The sequence below is a fragment of the Aliihoeflea sp. PC F10.4 genome (assembly GCF_054612275.1).
In genome coordinates, this window is the sequence record NZ_JBTSWH010000001.1 from 1,313,434 (window position 1) to 1,333,233 (window position 19,800).

10 protein-coding genes are annotated in these 19,800 nt (G+C 59.8%); 6 read left to right on the forward strand and 4 right to left on the reverse strand.

The window, feature by feature from the left end; all coding sequences use genetic code 11:
* Positions 1–221 precede the first annotated feature (221 nt).
* The 4 genes from ACX82Z_RS06490 (at position 222) to ACX82Z_RS06505 (ending at position 12,527) form a co-directional block, all read left to right on the forward strand.
* Positions 222–6,980 carry a peroxidase family protein gene (locus tag ACX82Z_RS06490; protein ID WP_459587371.1) on the forward strand — a complete coding sequence of 2,253 codons (6,759 nt, stop codon included), beginning with the start codon at positions 222–224 and terminating at the stop codon, positions 6,978–6,980.
* Between the two features lie 77 nt (positions 6,981–7,057).
* The gene (locus ACX82Z_RS06495; RefSeq protein WP_459587373.1) at positions 7,058–8,815 is read left to right on the forward strand and encodes a type I secretion system permease/ATPase; all 1,758 of its coding nucleotides are present in this window, start codon (positions 7,058–7,060) and stop codon (positions 8,813–8,815) included.
* Positions 8,812–11,193, forward strand: coding sequence for a calcium-binding protein (locus ACX82Z_RS06500; RefSeq protein WP_459587375.1), 2,382 nt, complete (start codon positions 8,812–8,814; stop codon positions 11,191–11,193). Before ACX82Z_RS06495 ends, ACX82Z_RS06500 begins: the two co-directional genes overlap by 4 nt.
* A gap of 23 nt (positions 11,194–11,216) precedes the next feature.
* Positions 11,217–12,527, forward strand: coding sequence for an HlyD family type I secretion periplasmic adaptor subunit (locus tag ACX82Z_RS06505; RefSeq protein ID WP_459587377.1), 1,311 nt, complete (start codon positions 11,217–11,219; stop codon positions 12,525–12,527).
* An 85-nt stretch (positions 12,528–12,612) separates the two neighbouring features.
* On the opposite strand, the gene ACX82Z_RS06510 is transcribed toward ACX82Z_RS06505, so the two are convergent.
* Positions 12,613–13,020 (reverse strand): hypothetical protein, encoded by a 408-nt coding sequence (locus ACX82Z_RS06510; RefSeq protein ID WP_459587379.1) that lies wholly within the window; start codon positions 13,018–13,020, stop codon positions 12,613–12,615.
* A 673-nt stretch (positions 13,021–13,693) separates the two neighbouring features.
* On the opposite strand from ACX82Z_RS06510, the gene ACX82Z_RS06515 reads away from it, so the two are divergent.
* On the forward strand, positions 13,694–14,119 hold the full coding sequence (locus ACX82Z_RS06515; protein WP_459587380.1) for a LuxR C-terminal-related transcriptional regulator: 426 nt from the start codon (positions 13,694–13,696) through the stop codon (positions 14,117–14,119).
* 19 nt (positions 14,120–14,138) lie between these two features.
* Here ACX82Z_RS06515 and ACX82Z_RS06520 read toward each other — a convergent pair whose 3' ends face one another.
* The 3 genes from ACX82Z_RS06520 to selD all read right to left on the reverse strand — a co-directional run bounded on the left by ACX82Z_RS06520 (position 14,139) and on the right by selD (position 16,524).
* Entirely contained in the window at positions 14,139–14,567 is a 429-nt protein-coding gene (locus ACX82Z_RS06520; RefSeq protein ID WP_459587382.1) for a hypothetical protein, read from the reverse strand.
* A gap of 212 nt (positions 14,568–14,779) precedes the next feature.
* Positions 14,780–15,418, reverse strand: a complete 639-nt coding sequence (locus tag ACX82Z_RS06525; protein WP_459587384.1) for a hypothetical protein — start codon at positions 15,416–15,418, stop codon at positions 14,780–14,782.
* A gap of 62 nt (positions 15,419–15,480) precedes the next feature.
* On the reverse strand, positions 15,481–16,524 hold the full coding sequence (gene selD / locus ACX82Z_RS06530; RefSeq protein WP_459587385.1) for a selenide, water dikinase SelD: 1,044 nt from the start codon (positions 16,522–16,524) through the stop codon (positions 15,481–15,483).
* A 194-nt stretch (positions 16,525–16,718) separates the two neighbouring features.
* Between selD and fdnG the strand changes: the two genes are divergently transcribed.
* Positions 16,719–19,799, forward strand: coding sequence for a formate dehydrogenase-N subunit alpha (fdnG, locus tag ACX82Z_RS06535; protein ID WP_459587387.1), 3,081 nt, complete (start codon positions 16,719–16,721; stop codon positions 19,797–19,799).
* Position 19,800 lies beyond the last annotated feature (1 nt).

Below are 19,800 nucleotides of genomic sequence, written 5' to 3' on the forward strand. Positions count from 1 at the left end.
CTGTGCGCACGAGGCTATGGGCCAAAGTCAAGGGGTGACCCCGACTAAAGTCAAGGTAACGGCTGTACCAATACCCTCGACGAAATTTCCCCTAAAGGTGAAGCAAGTCATCAGACCTATCGTCATTATGGGCGCGCGCCTTTTTCTCCACACTCCAGGCCATGTGGGACTGCGCGGCAAATCCGCCGGCGTCCCGATCAGGGGATCAAGGGGAGACAGTCATGGTTACGCTCGTTCGTCACGACCTGGAATTCATTCTCAAGCAAATCAAGATCGCCGAGGCGCATGCGGCAGGCACGCCATTGACGGAACTTATCGACAGCCCGTTGCTGCCTTCGGGCTTGCGCACGGTTGACGGCAGCTACAACAATCTGTTGCCCGGCCGCGAGCAGTGGGGTGCTTCGGGTCAGCCTTTCGCTCTTTTGACGGAAGCGTCCTGGCGCTCTGGCACGGGAAACATCTCTTTCGGCAATGGAGCCATCAACTATGGGCAGAACGACTACACGCCCGGCGCGGATGGCGGAATAACGCCTCCATCGATCCAGCCGGGAACGGTCGTAGACGCCGATCCGCGCATCATTTCGAACCTGATCGTCGATCAGACGCTTGCCAATCCGGCTGCGATCGCCGCGGCGCTACGCCATGCCGGGCATTCCGAGGCTGACATCTTCGACGGCGTTGGTCAGGTCCGGGCCGCTTTTGTCGCTCACGCTCCCGCTCAGGCCGCTCTTGCTGAAGCGGAGCAGGGAGTGCTCGACGCGCAGGCCGATGTCGCCGCCGCTCTTCAGGCAATCGCAGATGTAAGCGACCCGGCCGATCTCCCGCCGCTTCTGGCAGCGCTCGCAGACGCGCAGACGGCCCAGGCAGAGGCGATTGCCGTACGTGACGCCGCCGTGGAGGATGCCGGTGCGCTCGATGCGCTGCTGGACGATCTGGGCATCCAGATGGACGGTCCGACAGTCCTTCTTCCCAACGTGTCGCCCGACGAAGGGTTGTCGGCACCTTACAATGCGTGGTTCACGTTGTTCGGCCAGTTCTTCGACCATGGGCTCGATCTGGTCAAGAAAGGCGGCCACGGCACGGTCTACATTCCGCTGCAGCCGGATGACCCGCTCTACGATCCGGCCTCGCCGCATACCAATTTTATGGTCATGACACGTGCTACGATTGGCGACGGGGCTGCCAACGTCACGACTCCCTGGGTCGATCAAAACCAGACATACACCTCGCATGCGTCGCATCAGGTCTTCCTTCGTGAGTACGAGCTGGATGCCAACGGTCGCCCGGTCGCAACCGGTCATCTTCTCGAAGGTCAGGGCGGCGGTCTGGCGACATGGGCCGACGTCAAAGCTCAGGCTCGCGAGATGCTGGGCATCGAACTTACCGATGCCGATGTTTTTGCCGTTCCGCTGATCCTTACCGATGCTTACGGCAAGTTCATTCCGCACCCGGTGACCGGCTTCGCGCAGGTCGTCACAGGCCTTGGCGCTGATGGCATTCCGAACACGGCCGACGATGTCGTCATCTCCGGCACGCCGGACGCCCCCGTCAGCCTTGCAGGCGCTGTTCGTATCGACAACGCCTTCCTCGACGACATCGCGCATTCAGCGGTGCCTGTGTTGCTCAATGGCGTCCTGCAACAGGACGATGACGATGCTGTCGGCTATAGCGGCGGCGTAAATGTACGTGGACAGCAAACTGCCTATGATAACGAGCTGCTCGACGCGCACTACATCACTGGCGATGGTCGCGGTAACGAGAATATCGGTTTGACGACGGTTCACTTCGTCTTCCACGCCGAACACAATCGTCTCGTCGAGCATACCAAGGCGGTAATCCTCGCTTCGGGTGATCTGGCGTTCATCAACGAGTGGTTGTTGACCGACGTGACCAGCGTTCCGTCGAGCGTCGACGGATTGAACTGGGATGGCGAACGGCTGTTTCAGGCGGCGCGGTTTTCGACCGAAATGCAGTATCAGCATCTCGTCTTCGAGGAATTCGCCCGCAAGGTGCAGCCCGACATCGACGTCTTCATGGTTCAGCCCGATGTCGATATCGACCCGGCGATCTTCGCCGAGTTCGCTCACGTCGTCTATCGCTTCGGCCACTCGATGCTGAACGAGACCGTCGACCGTATCAATGCCGATGGAACGCGCTCCGATCTCGATCTGTTCGACGCCTTCCTCAATCCGCTCGCCTTCGGCTCCGTGACGCCTGACGGACACACGGTCGATCAGGATCTTGCCGCTGGAGCGATCATTCGCGGAATGACATCGCAGATCGGTAACGAGATCGACGAGTTCGTGACGAACGTGCTGCGCAACCAGCTTGTCGGCATTCCGCTCGATCTGGCCGCCATCAACATTGCACGCGGCCGCGATACCGGCATGCCGACGCTGAACGAGGCGCGCGAACAGTTCATGGCTATGGCAGGCGGCGACACCCAGCTGAAGCCGTACGAAAGCTGGATCGATTTCGCGGTCAATCTCAAGAACCCGGAATCGATCGTCAACTTCATTGCGGCCTACGGTACGCATGCGACCATAACCGGCGCGACGACCCTCGAAGCCAAGCGCGACGCCGCGATGGCTCTGGTGTTCGGCGGTACCGACGCGCCCGCGGACCGGGCCGATTTCATCAATGGCCGGGGCATTTACGCCGACAACAAGGGCGGTCTCGACAATGTCGATCTTTGGGTCGGTGGTCTTGCCGAAAAGAAAATGCCGTTCGGCGGCATGCTGGGTTCGACCTTCGCCTTCATCTTCGAATTGCAGATGGAGAACCTCCAGCACGCGGATCGCTTCTATTACCTGTCGCGCGTGCAGGGCCTGAACCTCTTGACCGAGCTGGAAAACAACTCGCTCGCCAAGATCATCATGCGCACCACCGATCTTTATGAGACCGGCTATGCGCTGCCCGGAGACGTGTTCTCCACGCCCGATCACGTGCTTTATGTGGACTACGCCAAGCAACTGGCCATGACCGGCCTGGCAGACCCTCAGCATGACAACCCGATGCTTCAGGCGCTCGGTCCGCTCGTTGAGCGCGGCACGCCTGCGGACCCCTTCTACGCGAACTTCATCCGCTACAACGGGGCGGATCACGTGGTCATCGCCGGTACCACAGGCAACGACTACATTATCGCAGGGGGAGGCGACGATACCGTCTGGGGCTTCGACGGCGATGACTACATCGAGGCCGGCTACGGCGTCGACAAGATCATGGGCGGCAATGGCGACGACATCATCGTCAATGCCGGTACCGATATCGGTGAAACCGACATGCTGCACGGCGAGGCCGGCAATGACGTGATCCATGGCGGTTCCGGCATGGCGCTGATCTTTGGCGGTTCGGGTCAGGACTTTCTGATGACCGGCCCGGATGGGTCGGAAATCCGGGGCGGCACCGACAACGACTTCATCATGGGTGGCAACGGCGCCGACATGCTCTTCGGCAATGAGGGCAACGATTGGATCGAGGGCGCCGGCGGCTTCGAATATATCGCAGGCGACAATGGCGAGCTTTTCTTCAACTCGACGATCATCGGCCATGACGTTTTGAACGGCGGGTCCGGCGACACCGATTACGATGCGGATTCGGGCGACGACATCATGTTCGCCGGCGAGGGCATTCAGAAGTTCATCGGGATGTGGGGCCACGATTGGGTTACCCATAAGGGGCAGTCCAGTGGCGCCAATGCCGATATGAATTTCCCGGTCTTCCCAACTATTCCTCTTGAAGTCTTACGCGACCGGTACAGCCAGGTCGAAGCGCTCTCCGGCTGGAAGAACGATGACGTATTGCGCGGCGACGACCGCACCAGCGTAGAAGAAGAGGGTGTGCCGGTCGTTGCCGATCCGACCCCCGAAGGCAATTTCAAGCACAATGAACTGGATCAGGCGGGTATCGACCGTATCCGGGGACTCGACCAGATCATCACCCCTGACATGATGCGAATGGGCGAATATTGGGCGGATGGGTCCGGCCAGTCGAAGATGATCTTCGACGGCGGTAACGTCCTCCTCGGCGGCGGCGGAAGCGATCTGATCGAGGGTCGCGGCGGCGACGACGTCATTGATGGCGATGCCTGGCTCAATGCACGCATCCGCTTCGACTTGAACGGTGTCGCCTATACCGCCGACTCGATGGCCGGCAAGGTCTGGCTTGAAGATGAGTATGTCGCGGCAAAGGGGAATGTGAGTGGGCTGGCGACGCAGTTCGCGGGACGAACGCTCGACTCGTTGATGCTGGATCGCACGGTCAACCCGGGCGCGCTCTCGATCCAGCGCGAAATCTTCTGGGACAACAGCGGTGTGGACACCGCCTTCTACTGGGATGTTCGCGCCAATTACGAGATCACGAGCGGCGCCAACGGATCGATCATTGTCCGGCATGTCACCCAGACCGCCGGAGCCGTCGATCCGATAACCGGCAACAATCGCACCTCCGACGGGACGGACACGCTCTACAACATCGAAAGGCTCATGTTTGCCGACGGCATCGTCAACACTGCCGGTCTGGTCAACAGCCCGGCAACGGGGCTACCGATCATCGTCGATCCGACTCCGACGAACGGGCTGGTGTCACCGACACAGGGGCAGCAACTGACGAGCAGCCTAACGCAGATCCAGGATGCAAACGGGCTTCCGGCCGGCGCAAACGCCTATGCCTTCCAGTGGCAGGTTTCCAGCAATGGTGGCCAGACATGGACAAACATACTTGGCGCTACGGGCGCAAACTTCACGCCGAACAACGGTATCTTGGGTATTGGTGGTCAGGTCGGAGACATCCTCCGGCTGCGCGTCAGCTACACCGATAATGACGGACATCAGGAGATATTGTTCTCGGAGCCAACGCTCGTCGTGGGTGCGAACTGGAACGGCATCCCCTTTGCCGACAATAGTTTCGTTGGAACTGCGGGCGACGATATCGCCAACGGCACCAGTGGCGTGCTTGGATTTGGCGCAAACGACGTCATGCAGGGCAATGGCGGCAACGACGTACTGAATGGAGCGGGCGGAACCGATACCGCTGTCTATGCCGGCAACATCCATAATTTCAATTTCGCCCTCAATGGCAGCGGCCAGTTGCAGGTGATCGACATGTCCGGCGCCGAGGGCACCGACACGTTAATCTCCATTGAGCAGCTGCGGTTCGGCGGGGTCGACTACACGCTTCGTCAGAGCAGCAATGCCGGCCAGACACTCAATGGCGGCACCCAGACCGGAAGCCGTGACTTCATGCTCGGCCTTGGCGGGAACGACACGCTCAATGGTGGCGCGGGCAATGACATCCTCGTCGGCGGCGCAGGAAACGATACCATCAATGGTGGTGCCGGCAACGACCTGATACTCTGGCGTGCTGGAGATGGTCGCGATTTCGTCGATGGCGGGTTGGGAACCGACACGCTGCATATTGCCGGCGATGCGACGGCAGAGACCTACGACATATACAGCCGTGCCGCGGCATTGGCCGCAGGAATTGCCATTCAAAACGCGCTGACCGAAATCGTCATTACCCGCAATGGCGTGGTGATCGCCGAACTCGACAATATCGAGGAGATCGTCATCGACGGTCGTGGCGGCGGCGACACGTTCACGCCGCACGGCGATTTCGGCTCGACAAGCCTAGCTTACAGCACGATCACGCTGGAAGGCAGCGAGGCGGACGATACGGTCGACATCTCCGCGCTGCAATCCGCGCATCGTGTCGTGTTCAAGAGCAATGGCGGCAACGACACGATCATCGGCATGATGCGTCCGCAGGACGTTGTGGAACTCTCCGAAGGAAAGACCATCGAAGACTACACCAACGTTACCAATGAGGACGGCAGCACGACGATCACGAGCGATGGCCACAGCGTTACGTTCTTCGGCGCGCCGGCCTTTGCTAGCAAAGGCTACAACTCCGACGATGACGATGATGACGATACGCCATCGGTCGGCAACGAGGATGACGATGATGATGACACGTCGCCCATCGGCAATGACGATGACGACGATGATGATGATGATGATGATGACGATCGTTGCGATGGCGATGACGGCACGACCGCGCCACCGCCTGCAACTTCCGGCCCTTCGCATCAGATCGGAACCGCTGCGGCAGACGTTCTCATCGGAACGGCGCGCAACGACACGCTGATCGGACATGGCGGGGACGACACGATCCTCGGCGGGGCTGGCGGCGACGTCATTCTGGGCGGTGACGGTAACGACTATCTCTTCGGCGAAGACGGCAACGACACCATCCATGGAGGTGCCGGAAACGACGAAATCTTCGGCGGGGCCGGCAAGGACACGCTCTTCGGCGATGCAGGAGACGACCGCATCTATGGCGGGGCTGGCGACGACTACATCAATGGCGGAGCGGGCAACGACATCGTGTTCGCCGGGGCGGGTGACGATATCGTGGTGGCGCAGATCGGTGATGGAGACGACGTCTATTACGGCGGCGACGGGAACGGCGACAGCGGCAACGATACGCTCGACATGTCGACGATCACCGCAGACATCGTCGCCGATCTTGGAACCGGCTTCATGGGACGCGGATCGGTGTACTCGGTCCAGACCGGCAATGACACGATCTGGGGCTTCGAAAACATCATCACCGGGTCGGGCAACGACACGATCACGGCCAACAAGGCGGTGAACATCATGGATGGCGGGGCAGGGCAGGACACCTTCCGGTTCCTTTCCGCATCCGACGCGGACGGAGACGTGATCCTCGGCTTCGAGCCTGGCGACCGCATCGATCTGTCGATGGCCGATGCAGACGCCTGCGCTGCTGGCAACCAGTCATTCCAACTGGTGACGGGAGATGCGTTTACCGGCCGCGGACAGTTGATCGTGAGCTACGAGGCCCGTGAAGACGGCGACTATACGATCGTCCACCTCAACACGACCGGTGGCGATCAGGCCGACTACAAGTTCGCGATCAAGGGGTCTCACAATCTGACCGAGAGCGATTTCCACCTCTAGAAACCAGCAGCTCCCGTCGTGAAAACGCGGCGGGAGCCAAGGTCTGGTCTGGTCGGGTTTGATTGGGGGAAAAGGCGATGAGCAAGGCAACGAAATCCGCCGCCGCACGGCGCAAGGCGGAAGAGCTTACCAAGGGGTTCCGGGGAATCGTATTCTATCTGTTCACGGTCTCGGGCATCATCAACATCCTGGCGCTGACCGGCGCCTTCTATATGTTGCAGATTTACGACCGCGCGCTGACGAGTGGCTCCATGCCCACTCTGGCAGCGATTTCGATCCTGGCGATCGGGCTTTATGTCTTTCAGGGCGTGTTCGACGTCATCCGTTCGCAGATACTGGTTCGGGTCGGCGCGCGTCTTGACGCACGCATCGCGCCACTGGCGCATGAGGTGGCGATCGACATGCCGCGTTTCGGCTTCTCGACCACCGAGGCGCTGGAGCGCGGCCGCGACGTGGATACGGTTCGCGGATTTCTTGGTAGCCAGGGACCGGTCGCGCTGTTCGACCTTCCCTGGGTGCCGGTGTTCCTGATCTTCGTCTATCTGCTGCATCCGCTTCTCGGCGCGCTGACGCTCGGCGGCGCGGTGCTGTTGACGATCATTACGCTCGTTACCGAACTGCTCACGCGCCGGTTGTCGAGTTCGACCCATCAGGCGCTGGTCACGCGCAACACGATCGCGGATTCGAATGCGCGAAATGCCGATATCGTGAAGGCCATGGGATTTTCGCGGCGCGCGGTCACGCGTTTTTCCCGCGCCAATGACGATCATCTGGACCTGCAGACCCGCACCAATGACATTTCTGGAACGTTCGGCGCATTGTCGCGCGTTCTGCGCATGATTTTGCAATCGGCCGTTCTCGGACTTGGTGCATACCTGACCATTCTGGGCGAGTTGTCGCCGGGCGCGATCATCGCCGCGTCGGTCGCTTCCGCCCGCGCGCTGGCACCGATCGATCTGGCGATCGGCAACTGGAAGAGCGTGGTTGCTGCCCGCGCCGCTTTCTCACGCCTCAAGGAAACGGTGATCGCGCTTGCCGACGCGCAACCGCAGATGCCGTTGCCGGCTCCGACCTCTTCGCTGCGCGTCGAAGGCATTACCGTCGCCGCGCCGGGTTCCGGCCGCGTTCTCCTCAGCGACGTGTCCTTCGAGATCAAGGCGGGGCAGGCTCTGGGCATCATCGGTCCGTCCGGCGGCGGCAAAACTACGCTGGTGCGGGCTTTGACAGGCATATGGCCGTCCGTACGCGGCGCGGTTCGCATCGACGAAGCCGAACTGACACAATGGGACCCGGAAGCGCTTGGCCGCCATATGGGCTACCTGCCTCAGGATGTCGCGCTGCTCGACGGCGATATTCAGGAGAATATCGCAAGGCTCGATCCGGAAGCCGAGCCACGCTCGATCGTCTCCGCGGCGCGCGCGGCCGGTGTTCACGAGATGATCGTGCGCCTGCCGGACGGCTACCACACAGCTCTTGGACCGCAGGGCATGGCTCTCTCTGGCGGACAGCGTCAGCGTATCGGTCTGGCCAGAGCGCTTTACGGAGAGCCGTTCCTCGTTCTGCTCGACGAGCCGAATTCCAATCTCGACGCCGAAGGGGAAGCGGCTCTTACCGAGGCTATCCAGTCCGTCAAGGCGCGTGGGGGCATCGCGATCGTCGTCGCGCATCGCCCCAGTGCGCTGGCCGCAGTCGACATGATCGCGGTGATCCAGTCCGGCAAACTCGCCGCATTCGGTCCGCGCGACGAGATTATCGGGCAGCCGAAGAGCGATCCAGGTTCCCAACCCCAGCACAAGGAGGCTCGCGCCCGTGTTTCGGCGCGTGTGTTGGCATGATGATCACCGTCAAAGGCTCACAGTCACAAGGCGCATCCGCCTCCAATCCGGCACAGGCCTACGTTCTGAAGAACGGATATGAGAAGTCTAAAACGCCTTATGCCTTGTTCCTGATGCTCATGGGGCTTGGCCTTTACCTCAAGTCCATCTTCCCCGGCTGGTCGCGACCGGTCGAGGAGGATGCTCCGCTGCGCGAACCGGAATTGGACGCCCCCCAGGTCGCCGAAATCGAACTGGCCTCGCAGCCCTTCGCTCCGCAGGAAGAGATGACGACGGGAACTGTCGGGGCGGATCCGGGGCCTGGGATTTTCAGCGGAAGCAAGCTCATCCCGCTTCAGCCGCCGGCCAAATTCCAGTTCATACAGTCGCCGGACGTGGATTTCTTTTTGCCAGAGGTGGATGTCGACGCATTCAATCTTGTCGAGCCGTACCGTCAAAGCGTTCGCGCAACGAACGACAATATGCCCGGCTCGTCGTCAGGCAGCCCGCAGCCGGGAAACCCTTCTTATCCCGGTACGAACAATCCGGGACCCGGCACCGACCCGGGGCCGGATGACGGTTCGGAGCCCAACAATCCCGGCAATCAGACGGATCCGGAAGACCCTGTTTGTGCGGGGCCGGGCACGGGCGGACCATGCGACAAAGACGATGACGTCGATCCGGTCCGCCGACCTCCACGCGTCAATGGGCCTGTCCAACTCTACGACATAACCGCCTGTGCAATTTTGGCGATCGGCTTTCTGGATCTTCTGAGGGGTGCGAGCGATCCAGATGGGGATGTTCTGTCGATCACTGGGGTCACGGCGTCGAGCGGCATCCTGAAGGGAGAAGCGTTCGGCTGGACATTTCAGGCCGCTCCCTACGGATACGGCCCCGTGACTTTGACCTACACCATCACGGACGGTTTTCATTCCATCGTCCAGACCGCGCATTTCAATGTTCTGGAGCGTGGCTGGTTCGCCGGCACGGATGGTGACGACACGATCATCGGCACGCGATGCGCGGACGATATCGAGGGCGGGAGCGGCGACGATATCATCGAGGGACATGGTGGCGACGATGTCATCCATGGCGGAGCCGGCAATGACCGCATCTGGGGCGGCGACGGAAACGACACGATCTTTGGCGGAAGCGGCGACGACGTGATTTTCGCCGGGCGGGGCAACGATATCGTGTGGGGTGGAAAAGGCAACGATCGCATCTTCGGCGAAGACGGCGACGACATCCTTCACGGAGAAGATGGCGACGATTTCCTCTCGGGCGGTAACGGCAACGACATGCTTTTCGGCGGGGCCGGCAACGACGCCCTTTATGGCGATGCCGGAAACGATCATCTGGACGGCGGTGCCGGCAATGACAGGCTTTACGGCGGGGCCGGAAATGATCGGCTTTTCGGAGGAGCGGGCGACGACCTGCTCGATGGCGGGGCCGGTGACGATTTCCTCTCTGACGGAGCGGGCAGGGATATCGTCTACGGGGGCGCGGGTAACGATACTGTGCTCGCGGCGATGGATTGCGCGGACGACATTTATGACGGCGGTGCCGGATACGACACGCTCGACTATTCGCTTGCCCAGTTCCATCTCGCGATCGACATGGAAGCAGGCACCGCCGCCGGCCAGGAAATCGGCGACGACACGATTTCCAATTTCGAAAAAATAATCGCGGGCGCGGGCAACGACATCATAACCGGCAGCACCGGCAACGATCATATCGTGGCGGGAGCCGGTGACGATCATGTCGAGGCCGGCGATGGTGACGACATAATCGAGGACGGCGCGGGTAGCGACGTCATCATTGCAGGTGCGGGCGACGATGTCGTCATTGCGGCCATGGACGGCGCGAACGATATCTATGACGGCGGCGAGGGTTGCGACACGCTGGATTATTCCACGGCGACCGACGATCTCCTGATCGATCTCGAAAAAGGCCAGGCGAGCGGCATCGAGATCGGCTGCGACACCATTTCCGGCTTCGAGACGATCATCGGCGGTGCTGGTGACGACCATTTCATCGTCGGCTCGGATGAGGTCGCTCTTTATGGCGGTGCCGGCGAGAACGTGTTCGAATTTCTCGCACCACATGAGCAGACCGAACAGGTTCGCATCTTCGAGATCAACGACTTCAAGGCCGGCGACCGTATCCGCATGGACAAGTACGACCTGTTCGAGAAGGTGTTCGACAATCTCGAGGATCAATTCAAGCAGGTCTACGGCAAGCGGGTAGACGAAGACGATTTTTCCGTTCGTTCCCGGATCGAGGACGTAGACGGGCGGATGAAGACAATCATCGAGGCCGACTTCAATCGCGACGATTTCTTTGAGACGACGATCATCGTCGATGGGCGGCACGTTCTCGTGATGGTCGAAACCGCGTAAGCGCAACAAGGGGGACAATGAACATGGCACCTCAGGCAAATGGCAAAAAGAAAACTGGCTATCTTTTGCGCGGTCGCATGTTGGCAGGCGGAGCGCTGGGAGCGCTTCTGATCGGCGGCGTCGGCGGTTGGGCCGCGACCGCCGAACTTTCCGGCGCCGTGATCGCGCAGGGCATCGTCGCCGTCGATCAGGATCTGAAAAGCATACAACACCGCGACGGCGGCATCGTCTCGTTCATCAATGTGCGAAAGGGCGATCTGGTACGCGAAGGCGATGTTCTCATCCGCCTGGAAGACGCGCAAACACGCGCGGAAATCGCCATCCTCAAAACTCAGATCGACGAGCTTGCCGTGCGTCGCGCGCGCCTGTTCGCCGAACGCGACGGTGAGGGCACGATGATCGTGGACGAGATTCTCGATCAGGACGATCCGGCGGTGAAATTGCTGATCAGGGGCGAAATGCGTCTCTTCACCGGCAACCGCTCGCATCGTGAAAGCCAAAAGCAGCAACTCGAACTCTCGATTACGCAGATCGGCGAGGAGATTACGGGCCTCAGATCGCAACAGCTTGCCAAGGACGACGAGCTCGTTCTGGTCGAGGACGAGTATTCGAAGATCAAGGGCCTGGCCGACAAGGGGCTTGTCGAGGGCTCGCGGGCTTCAGCCGGCGCGCGGGACCGCGCACGTTTGAGGGGCGAAAGCGGTGAGATCGACGCGGCGATCGCGCGCGCCAAGGCCCGGATGAGCGAAGTGCGGCTTCAAATCATCGCGATCGACGAGAACGCGCGCACAGAAGCCCAGCGCGAATTGTCCGTTGTCGAAACGCGCCTGGCAGAGCTTCGCGAACGCAAGACGGCTGCGCAGGACCGGCTTACCCGCACGGACATCAAAGCGCCGATCGCCGGAACGATCAACGAGCTCAACGTCAATACGATTGGCGGGGTCATCACACCGGCAGAGATATTGGCGACGATCGTCCCGCTCGACGCGCGCCTGAAGATCGAAGCGAAGATCGCGCCGGCGCAGATCGACCAGGTTGCCGCAGGGCAGGCGGCACGATTGCGGTTTTCCGCTTTCAATCAGCGTACGACGCCCGAACTTGAGGCGACCGTCCAACATGTTTCGCCGGCAACGACGCGCGACACCGCCACGGGCGAAATCTACTATCTGGCAGACGTCGAAATCGAGCATAGCGAAATCATAAAGCTCGATGGAAAGGCACTGATCCCCGGAATGCCGGTGGAGGCATTCGTGGAAACGGAGCCGAGAACCGCCTTGTCCTATCTGGCCAAGCCGCTTACGGACCAGTTCGAACGCGCACTTCGCGAGCGGTAATCAAGGACCTCCGCTGGTGCGGGGCTGCCAGTTCCGTTGAAATGGTGGTTGCGGATTTGTACGGACCGTATTCGTGAAGTCTGCTTCAGGAATGCAGTCCGCCAGCCGTCGACTCCGGTCCTGTCCGTAGCCGATCATCGACGGCGGCCATCGCGATCAGAAGCCTTTGACGCATCCGTATCAGTTGCTCTCTGGCAGACGGCTCGTCTTCATTCATCAATAAGTCGAAAGAGCGGATCACCAGTTCGTCAATCGGTACGCCGACAAGCAGGTTTTCCTTGAACATGACATCGAGGACAGCGTCCTCAATACCTGCGGGACATGGATAAATGGTGCCATCAGGGTGACATGACGACGTGACCATAATCTCCGTCAGTATTTTTTGTTGAAGCTGGGTTCTCGTTTCGTTGGGACGGCCGTCCTTTTCGACAGAGACGGACGTCCGGCCGCGATGACCGTTTCTGGACCGGAATATCCCGAAATCCCCCGCCATGGTGACCCCCTTGAAGGCATGTCGCTACATATCGCGACTGCGGAACGAAGAAGAATAACGCGCTCAACCGTTTAGCACATCGATTACTTGATACAATTTATCTATCTTTTCAAATATGGGCAACTAAATCCGTGCGGATTGGCGCAAAGATCGATCGGGACAGCCTGAGCGTGGAGGTTCCAACCGACCGCTCGGTCGAATATCGATAAAAGCGTCCAAGCAAAATTCTAAAGAGCGCGGCTATCTTTGCGGTCTTGAAGCGGAAGGAATTTGTTCCCTTTTTGCAGTGCAATGTTTATCGGCGCCGATTTACATTCGCTCAAGCGTCATCGATGCGGTGTCGATTAACTAATGCAGTAAATAATTCGTTTACGACTTGCTCGGATGTGGCTATTGTATGTGAAAGGGAGCGAGCGGGGCATTCCAGATGACAACGCGTGTAGCGTTCTTCGATGATCAGCCGATCCGGTTGCGCGGTTTGGAGGCAGAGTTGGACAGTTGTTCCGATCTGGCCATTATCGGCTCAGGTCGTTCTGCCGATGATCTCCAGTCTTTTCTGTCATCGCCTGACGCTCACGATTGCGTTGTCATCGTCTGTGGGCGTCTGGCGGGAGAGGATAATGCCCTCATCCGCCAAAGCATCCAGAAAGCTTGCAAATCGAAGCTGGTGCTCATGACCAGCTCGACGCAAGTCGCCGGTGCAGTAAAGGTTCTAGAGGCAGGCGCTGCCGGCTATATCCTTTCGACGAGTACCGGTGAGCAGCTTGTCGATGCTATCCGCTGCGTTGCGCGCGGAGAGATTTTCATCACGCACAGTCTTGCGATGTCGGTGATCAATGCGATGCGCATGGCTTCGATCGCCAGCCGCAAGCCTGCAAATCTGCGTCTCAGCCTGCGTGAAGAACAAATTCTGAAGCTTCTTTTGCATGGAAAAACCAACAAGGAAATCGGATCGCGCCTTGCGATAAGCGAAAAGACGGTCAAGCATTACATGACCATCTTGATGCAGAAGATGAATGCACGAAATCGCACGGAAGTCGTTCTGGCGGCGCAGGCGAATATGGCGACGCATGGCGGCAGCCGGGAATGGATTTCCTGACCGGCAATTTGGTTGGCCCTTAGAATGGCAATCTCGCGGGCGATTTTTCGTCCGCAGCCTTACGCCAGGCGATCTCGCGGTCCAACATATCCTTCGTTGCGACGTTTTCCGCCAGAGCGGAATTCAGCTTTGCCTTCATGCGCGAAAAGCGTTCGCGAATGGCTAGCGTCCATACACACAATATCGCCAGCGAAACGATGCCCAAAACTGTTGCGATCACTTGCGCGGACGCATCCGTATCGCTGCCTGCCAAAAGCGCGAGTAGTGCGACCGCGCATGTCGCTGCCAGAATGAGAAAGCTTCGCGCCAAAGCAGCCGCGAGGGCGGCAATCGCGAAAAGAATGACGGCGCTGACCGGCTTTTCGAAGATCGCCGAGAGTGCGGCATCATAAAATGCCAAAGCACCAGGCATGATCACGGTGTTCGCGATCTCCGAAATCCGCTCCATCGGCGCAGGTCACTTCCGCGTTCGTTAATCGGCGTCAGCCAAGTGATGTCTTCTGCGATTGAAATCATCATGCACGATGGGAAATGGCTGTCAAAGCTCGACGGCGCTAAGTGCAGATACGGTTGACATAGTGTAAAAACGTCGTCGCCCGCGCATTATCCGGCGCGGGCGATCTCCGATTATCTGACTTCGCCGGTGAGCGAAATCGGTGGTCAGCAGTCGAGCGCAGCCTGTGCATCGTCGGTCGTCGGAGTTGCCGCCGTGTCGTCGGCAGGGGGAGGCGGCGGGGCCTGCGGTCCTTCGACGGCGGTTTCGCCGCTAATGGGATCAAGCCCCGAAGCGACGGCAGGTGGCTCCGGCGCAGGCGACGTTTCGAGTTCTTCCGACTGGCTCGTGCCTATGTCTGAGCCGCCGAGGCCGCCTGTCCAGCCGCTCGATCCCGAGCCGCCCGGAGCTGTACCCGAATCCGAGCCTTCCACAGGAGGTGTTTCGGAAGTCGCTTCTTCTTCCGATGCGTTGACCTGTCCTTCCGTTTCGGTTTGAGCGGTCGTGTCGTCCGCAGGTGCCGCCTCGGTCCCGGCGCCAGCGCCGTCATCGCTGCGCAGCCGCGTCTGCATTTCGTCCGTCGTGCCCTGCGTCGCCTGACCTTCGCTCAGGTCCACGCAATCGGCCCTCTCCGGCTGAACGCTGTCTTGTTGCGTCGCATCGGAAGCGTCACCAGCCGGCTCATCGGTCGACGATGCAGCAGGCGGTTCTGTTGCCGTATCCGGCGATGGCGGCGTCTGTGCATAGGCTATCGAAGCGGTCATCATCGCACCGGCGAGCGGCAAGCCGATAAGCAAACGTCTCATTTCATCCTCCAGATTTCAGTGATCTATGAAACACGCGAGCCCGGATTTCGTTGCCGTTCGTCTTATGTGACGACCACCATGGGATCTCCAGCCTCGATTTTTCCGATGATCGCAGCGCATGGATATCCCGCCGTGCGGATCTCCACCAAAACGCGGTCGGCGGCGGCTGGGTCGACTGCGACGAGCAGGCCACCCGAGGTTTGAGGGTCAGTCAGGAGATGACGTCGCCAATCCTCCATTTCAAGCAATCGTATGCTGTCCGCGTAGCTCTTCCAGTTGCGATGCGAGGCGCCGGTAACGAATCCCTGTTCTGCAAGAGCGGTCACTTCATCGAGAAAGGGAAGGGACGCCAGATCGAGACGTACGCTCACACCCGCGCCGCGCGCCATTTCCAACCCATGGCCCAGAATGCCGAAGCCGGTAACATCCGTCATTGCATGAACGGCCGGGTCAGCACCCAGAGTGGAGCCGATGCGATTGAGCAGCGTCATCGAAGCGACCATTTCATCGTAGGCACCGGCACCGAGCTGCTCTTTCTTGAACGCGGCCGAATAGATGCCGACACCGAGTGCCTTTGTCAGGATCAGTCTGTCACCCGGTTTTGCGACGGAGTTCTTCTTTACCTGAGCGGTCGGACAGGTGCCGATCACAGCCAGACCGTAGACCGGCTCGGGGCAATCTATCGAATGGCCTCCGGCAACCGGAATGCCGGCTTCGGTGCAAACGGATGCACCGCCCGCCAAAATCTCGCGGATGTCTGCCGGGTCCATCTTGTCGATCGGCATGCCGACGATGGCCAGCGCGAAGATCGGCGTGCCGCCCATGGCGTATATGTCGGAAATCGCGTTGGTCGCTGCGATCCGGCCGAACGTGTGGGGGTCGTCGACCATCGGCATGAAGAAATCGGTCGTGGCGATGATCGATGTCGTGCCGTCGAGATCCCAGACGGCGGCGTCGTCGGCGGTTTCTGTGCCGACCAGAAGATTGGCATAGGGACCTGCCGCCGGCATTCCGCTCAAAATGTCTTTCAGAACTGACGGAGCGATCTTGCATCCGCACCCACCGCCATGCGCAAGGCTTGTCAAGCGTTGTATTCGATCAAACATATCGGTCTGCTCCTCGCACTTTAGTATGGAATCATTATACCGTCGGTAGAAGACTGACCAAACGTTACTTGATCAATACTATTCTTGAGTGCGTTTGTCATGTTTTAATATTTTGACATCGTCTTGGCTCGACTGTAGCTTTGAGACACAGAAGAATCCGCCACGGCGGCAACATATGGAGGGAGGTTCTCCGAATGAATATGGAAATCTCACGGCGCAGCTTCCTTAAAGGAGCCGGCGCGGGTGTCGCAGCGACGACACTCGGCGCTTTCGGCTTCTCGGAGGCAGAAGCCGCGTTCGTCGAAGGGCTGAGAGCATACAAGCTCGCGGGCACGACGGAAACGCGCAACACTTGCCCTTACTGCTCCGTCGCCTGCGGCGTGATCATCTATTCGAAGGGTGATCTCGAGCAGGGCACGGCCGAGGCTGTGCACCTTGAGGGCGACGTCGACCACCCGACCAATCGCGGCACCTTGTGCCCGAAAGGCGCGGCTCTGCTCGACTTCGTGAAGGCAGATACGCGCCTGATGAATCCGAAGGTGCGTCGTCCGGGCTCGGACCGTTTCGAGGAAATTTCGTGGGATGAGGCGATCGAAGGCATCGCGCGTCACATGAAGACGGATCGCGATGCGAACTTCATCGAACGCAATATGGATGGCGTTCCGGTGAACCGCTGGACGACGACCGGCTTCCTCGCCGCGTCGGCCACGACCAACGAAACCGCGTTCTTGACATATAAGGCCGTTCGTTCGACCGGCATTGTGGCTTTCGACAACCAAGCGAGAGTCTGACACGGCCCCACGGTGTCCAGTCTGGGCCCAACTTTCGGTCGTGGTGCAATGACGAATTCGTGGACGGATATCCGTAACACGGATCTTGTGGTGATCATGGGCGGCAATGCCGCAGAAGCGCATCCGTGCGGCTTCAAATGGGTCACGGAGGCGAAAGCCAACCGTGGCGCGAAACTCGTCGTCGTCGATCCGCGCTATACGCGCTCGGCGTCCGTCGCCGACTATTACGCGCCGATCCGTCAAGGCTCGGACATCGCGTTCCTGCTCGGCGTCATCAAATACTGCATCGATAACGACAAGGTGCAGTGGGAATACGTGCGCGGCTTCACCAACGCCGCCTACATCGTCAAGGAAGGCTTCGCCTATTCCGATGGCCTTTTCACGGGCTATGACGCGGAAAAGCGCGAATACGACCGCACGACGTGGGACTACGAGATCGGCGAGGACGGCTACGTCGTCATGGACGAGACGCTGCAGAATCCGCGCTGCGTCTGGAACATGCTGAGGGACCACATCGCGGTCTACACGCCCGAGATGGTCGAGCGTATTTGCGGCACGCCGAAGGACAAGTTCCTGAAGGTCGCCGAGATGATCTCGGAGTGCTCCACGCCGACGAAGACGATGACGTCGATGTACGCGCTTGGCTGGACGCAGCACTCCAAGGGTTCGCAGAACATCCGCTCCATGGCGATGCTTCAGCTCATCCTCGGTAATATCGGCGTGCGCGGCGGTGGCATGAATGCCCTTCGCGGTCACTCCAACATTCAGGGCCTGACCGATATCGGCCTGATGTCCAACCTGATCCCGGGCTATCTCAATATCCCGACCGAACGGGAAGTGGACTATCAGACCTATATCTCGTCACGCGGCTTCAAGCCGCTCCGGCCCAACCAGGTCAGCTACTGGCAGAACTATCCGAAGTTCTTCGTCTCCTTCATGAAGGCGATGTGGGGCTCGGCGGCGACGGCGCAGAACGACTTCGCCTACGATTACCTGCCCAAGCTCGACCTGCCGGCATACGACATCCTGCGTGCCTTCGAGATGATGGACCAGGGGCAGATGCACGGCTATTTCTGCCAGGGCTTCAACCCGCTTCTGTCCTTCCCGGATCGTGGCAAGATCACGCGGTCGCTGTCGAAGCTCGACTATCTCGTCATCATGGACCCGCTGGAAACGGAAACCTCGCGTTTCTGGGAAAATCACGGCGAGTTCAACGATGTCGATTCGGCGTCGATCCAGACCGAGGTCTATCAGCTTCCTACAAGCTGCTTTGCCGAAGACGAGGGCGCGCTGGTCAATTCGGGTCGTTGGCTGCAATGGCACTGGCCGGCGCAGAACCTGCCCGGGCAGGCCAAGCACGATACCTGGATCATGGCGCAGATTCACCTGAAGCTGAAGGAGCTTTACAGGGAAGAGGGCGGCGTCTTTCCGGACGCGATCCTCAACCTGCACTGGCCCTACGCCGATCCGGGCGAACCGACGGCGGACGAGATTGCCCGCGAACTCAACGGTTATGCCGTCGAGACGCTGCGCGATCCCAACGATCCGAACACGATTACGGTCGAAGCGGGACAGCAAGTGCCGGGCTTCGCCGCCTTGCGCGACGACGGCTCGACCGCCGCCGGCTGCTGGATTTATTCGGGCTGCTACACCCAGAACGGGAACAACATGGCGCGCCGGGATAATTCCGATCCCGATGCGACCGGTGCCTATCTCAACTGGGCGTTCGCATGGCCGGCGAACAGGCGCATTCTTTATAACCGCGCCTCCGCTGACATGGATGGCAAGGCGTGGGACCCCGAGCGCAAGCTCATCGAATGGGACGGAGAAAAGTGGGCGGGCTACGACATACCCGACATTCCACCGACCTCCAATCCACGTGATGTCGGTCCGTTCATCATGAATCCCGAAGGACAGTCGCGACTGTTCACGCGTGGCATGATGCGGGACGGGCCTTTCCCGGCGCATTACGAGCCGTTCGAATCGCCGGTCGTCAACGTGATTGCGCCGGCTGTCCGGGGCAATCCGGTGGCCCGCATCTTCGAATCCGATCGTGACAGCTTCGGTGAGGCGTCGGAGTTCCCTTATGCGGCGACTTCCTACCGCCTGACGGAGCACTTCCACTACTGGACGAAGCATGTGTGGGTGAACGCCGTTCTCCAGCCGGAATTCTTCGTCGAGATTTCGGAAGAACTTGCCGCGGAGAAGGGTATCGAAAAGGGCGGCTGGTGCCGTGTCTGGTCGAAGCGTGGCTCCGTGCAAGCCAAGGCGGTGGTCACCAAGCGCATCCAGCCGCTCATCTGCGACGGAAAGCCGGTGCATATCGTCGGTATTCCGCTGCACTGGGGGTTCACCGGCGCGGCAAAGAACGGAAACGGACCGAATTCACTGACCCCGTTCGTGGGCGATGCGAATATCGAAACACCGGAATTCAAGGCGTTTCTGGTCAATATCGAGCCGTCCAGCGGCCCGGCAACGGCATAAG

Excerpts from the sequence above, each read along its gene's own strand:
- ACX82Z_RS06515 (WP_459587380.1), top strand. The coding sequence starts at position 13,694 with ATGACCAGCTCGACGCAAGTCGCCGGTGCAGTAAAGGTTCTAGAGGCA.
- selD (WP_459587385.1), bottom strand. The coding sequence starts at position 16,524 with ATGTTTGATCGAATACAACGCTTGACAAGCCTTGCGCATGGCGGTGGG.
- ACX82Z_RS06525 (WP_459587384.1), bottom strand. The coding sequence starts at position 15,418 with ATGAGACGTTTGCTTATCGGCTTGCCGCTCGCCGGTGCGATGATGACC.
- ACX82Z_RS06495 (WP_459587373.1), top strand. The coding sequence starts at position 7,058 with ATGAGCAAGGCAACGAAATCCGCCGCCGCACGGCGCAAGGCGGAAGAG.
- ACX82Z_RS06510 (WP_459587379.1), bottom strand. The coding sequence starts at position 13,020 with ATGGCGGGGGATTTCGGGATATTCCGGTCCAGAAACGGTCATCGCGGC.
- ACX82Z_RS06500 (WP_459587375.1), top strand. The coding sequence starts at position 8,812 with ATGATGATCACCGTCAAAGGCTCACAGTCACAAGGCGCATCCGCCTCC.
- ACX82Z_RS06505 (WP_459587377.1), top strand. The coding sequence starts at position 11,217 with ATGGCACCTCAGGCAAATGGCAAAAAGAAAACTGGCTATCTTTTGCGC.
- ACX82Z_RS06520 (WP_459587382.1), bottom strand. The coding sequence starts at position 14,567 with ATGGAGCGGATTTCGGAGATCGCGAACACCGTGATCATGCCTGGTGCT.
- ACX82Z_RS06490 (WP_459587371.1), top strand. The coding sequence starts at position 222 with ATGGTTACGCTCGTTCGTCACGACCTGGAATTCATTCTCAAGCAAATC.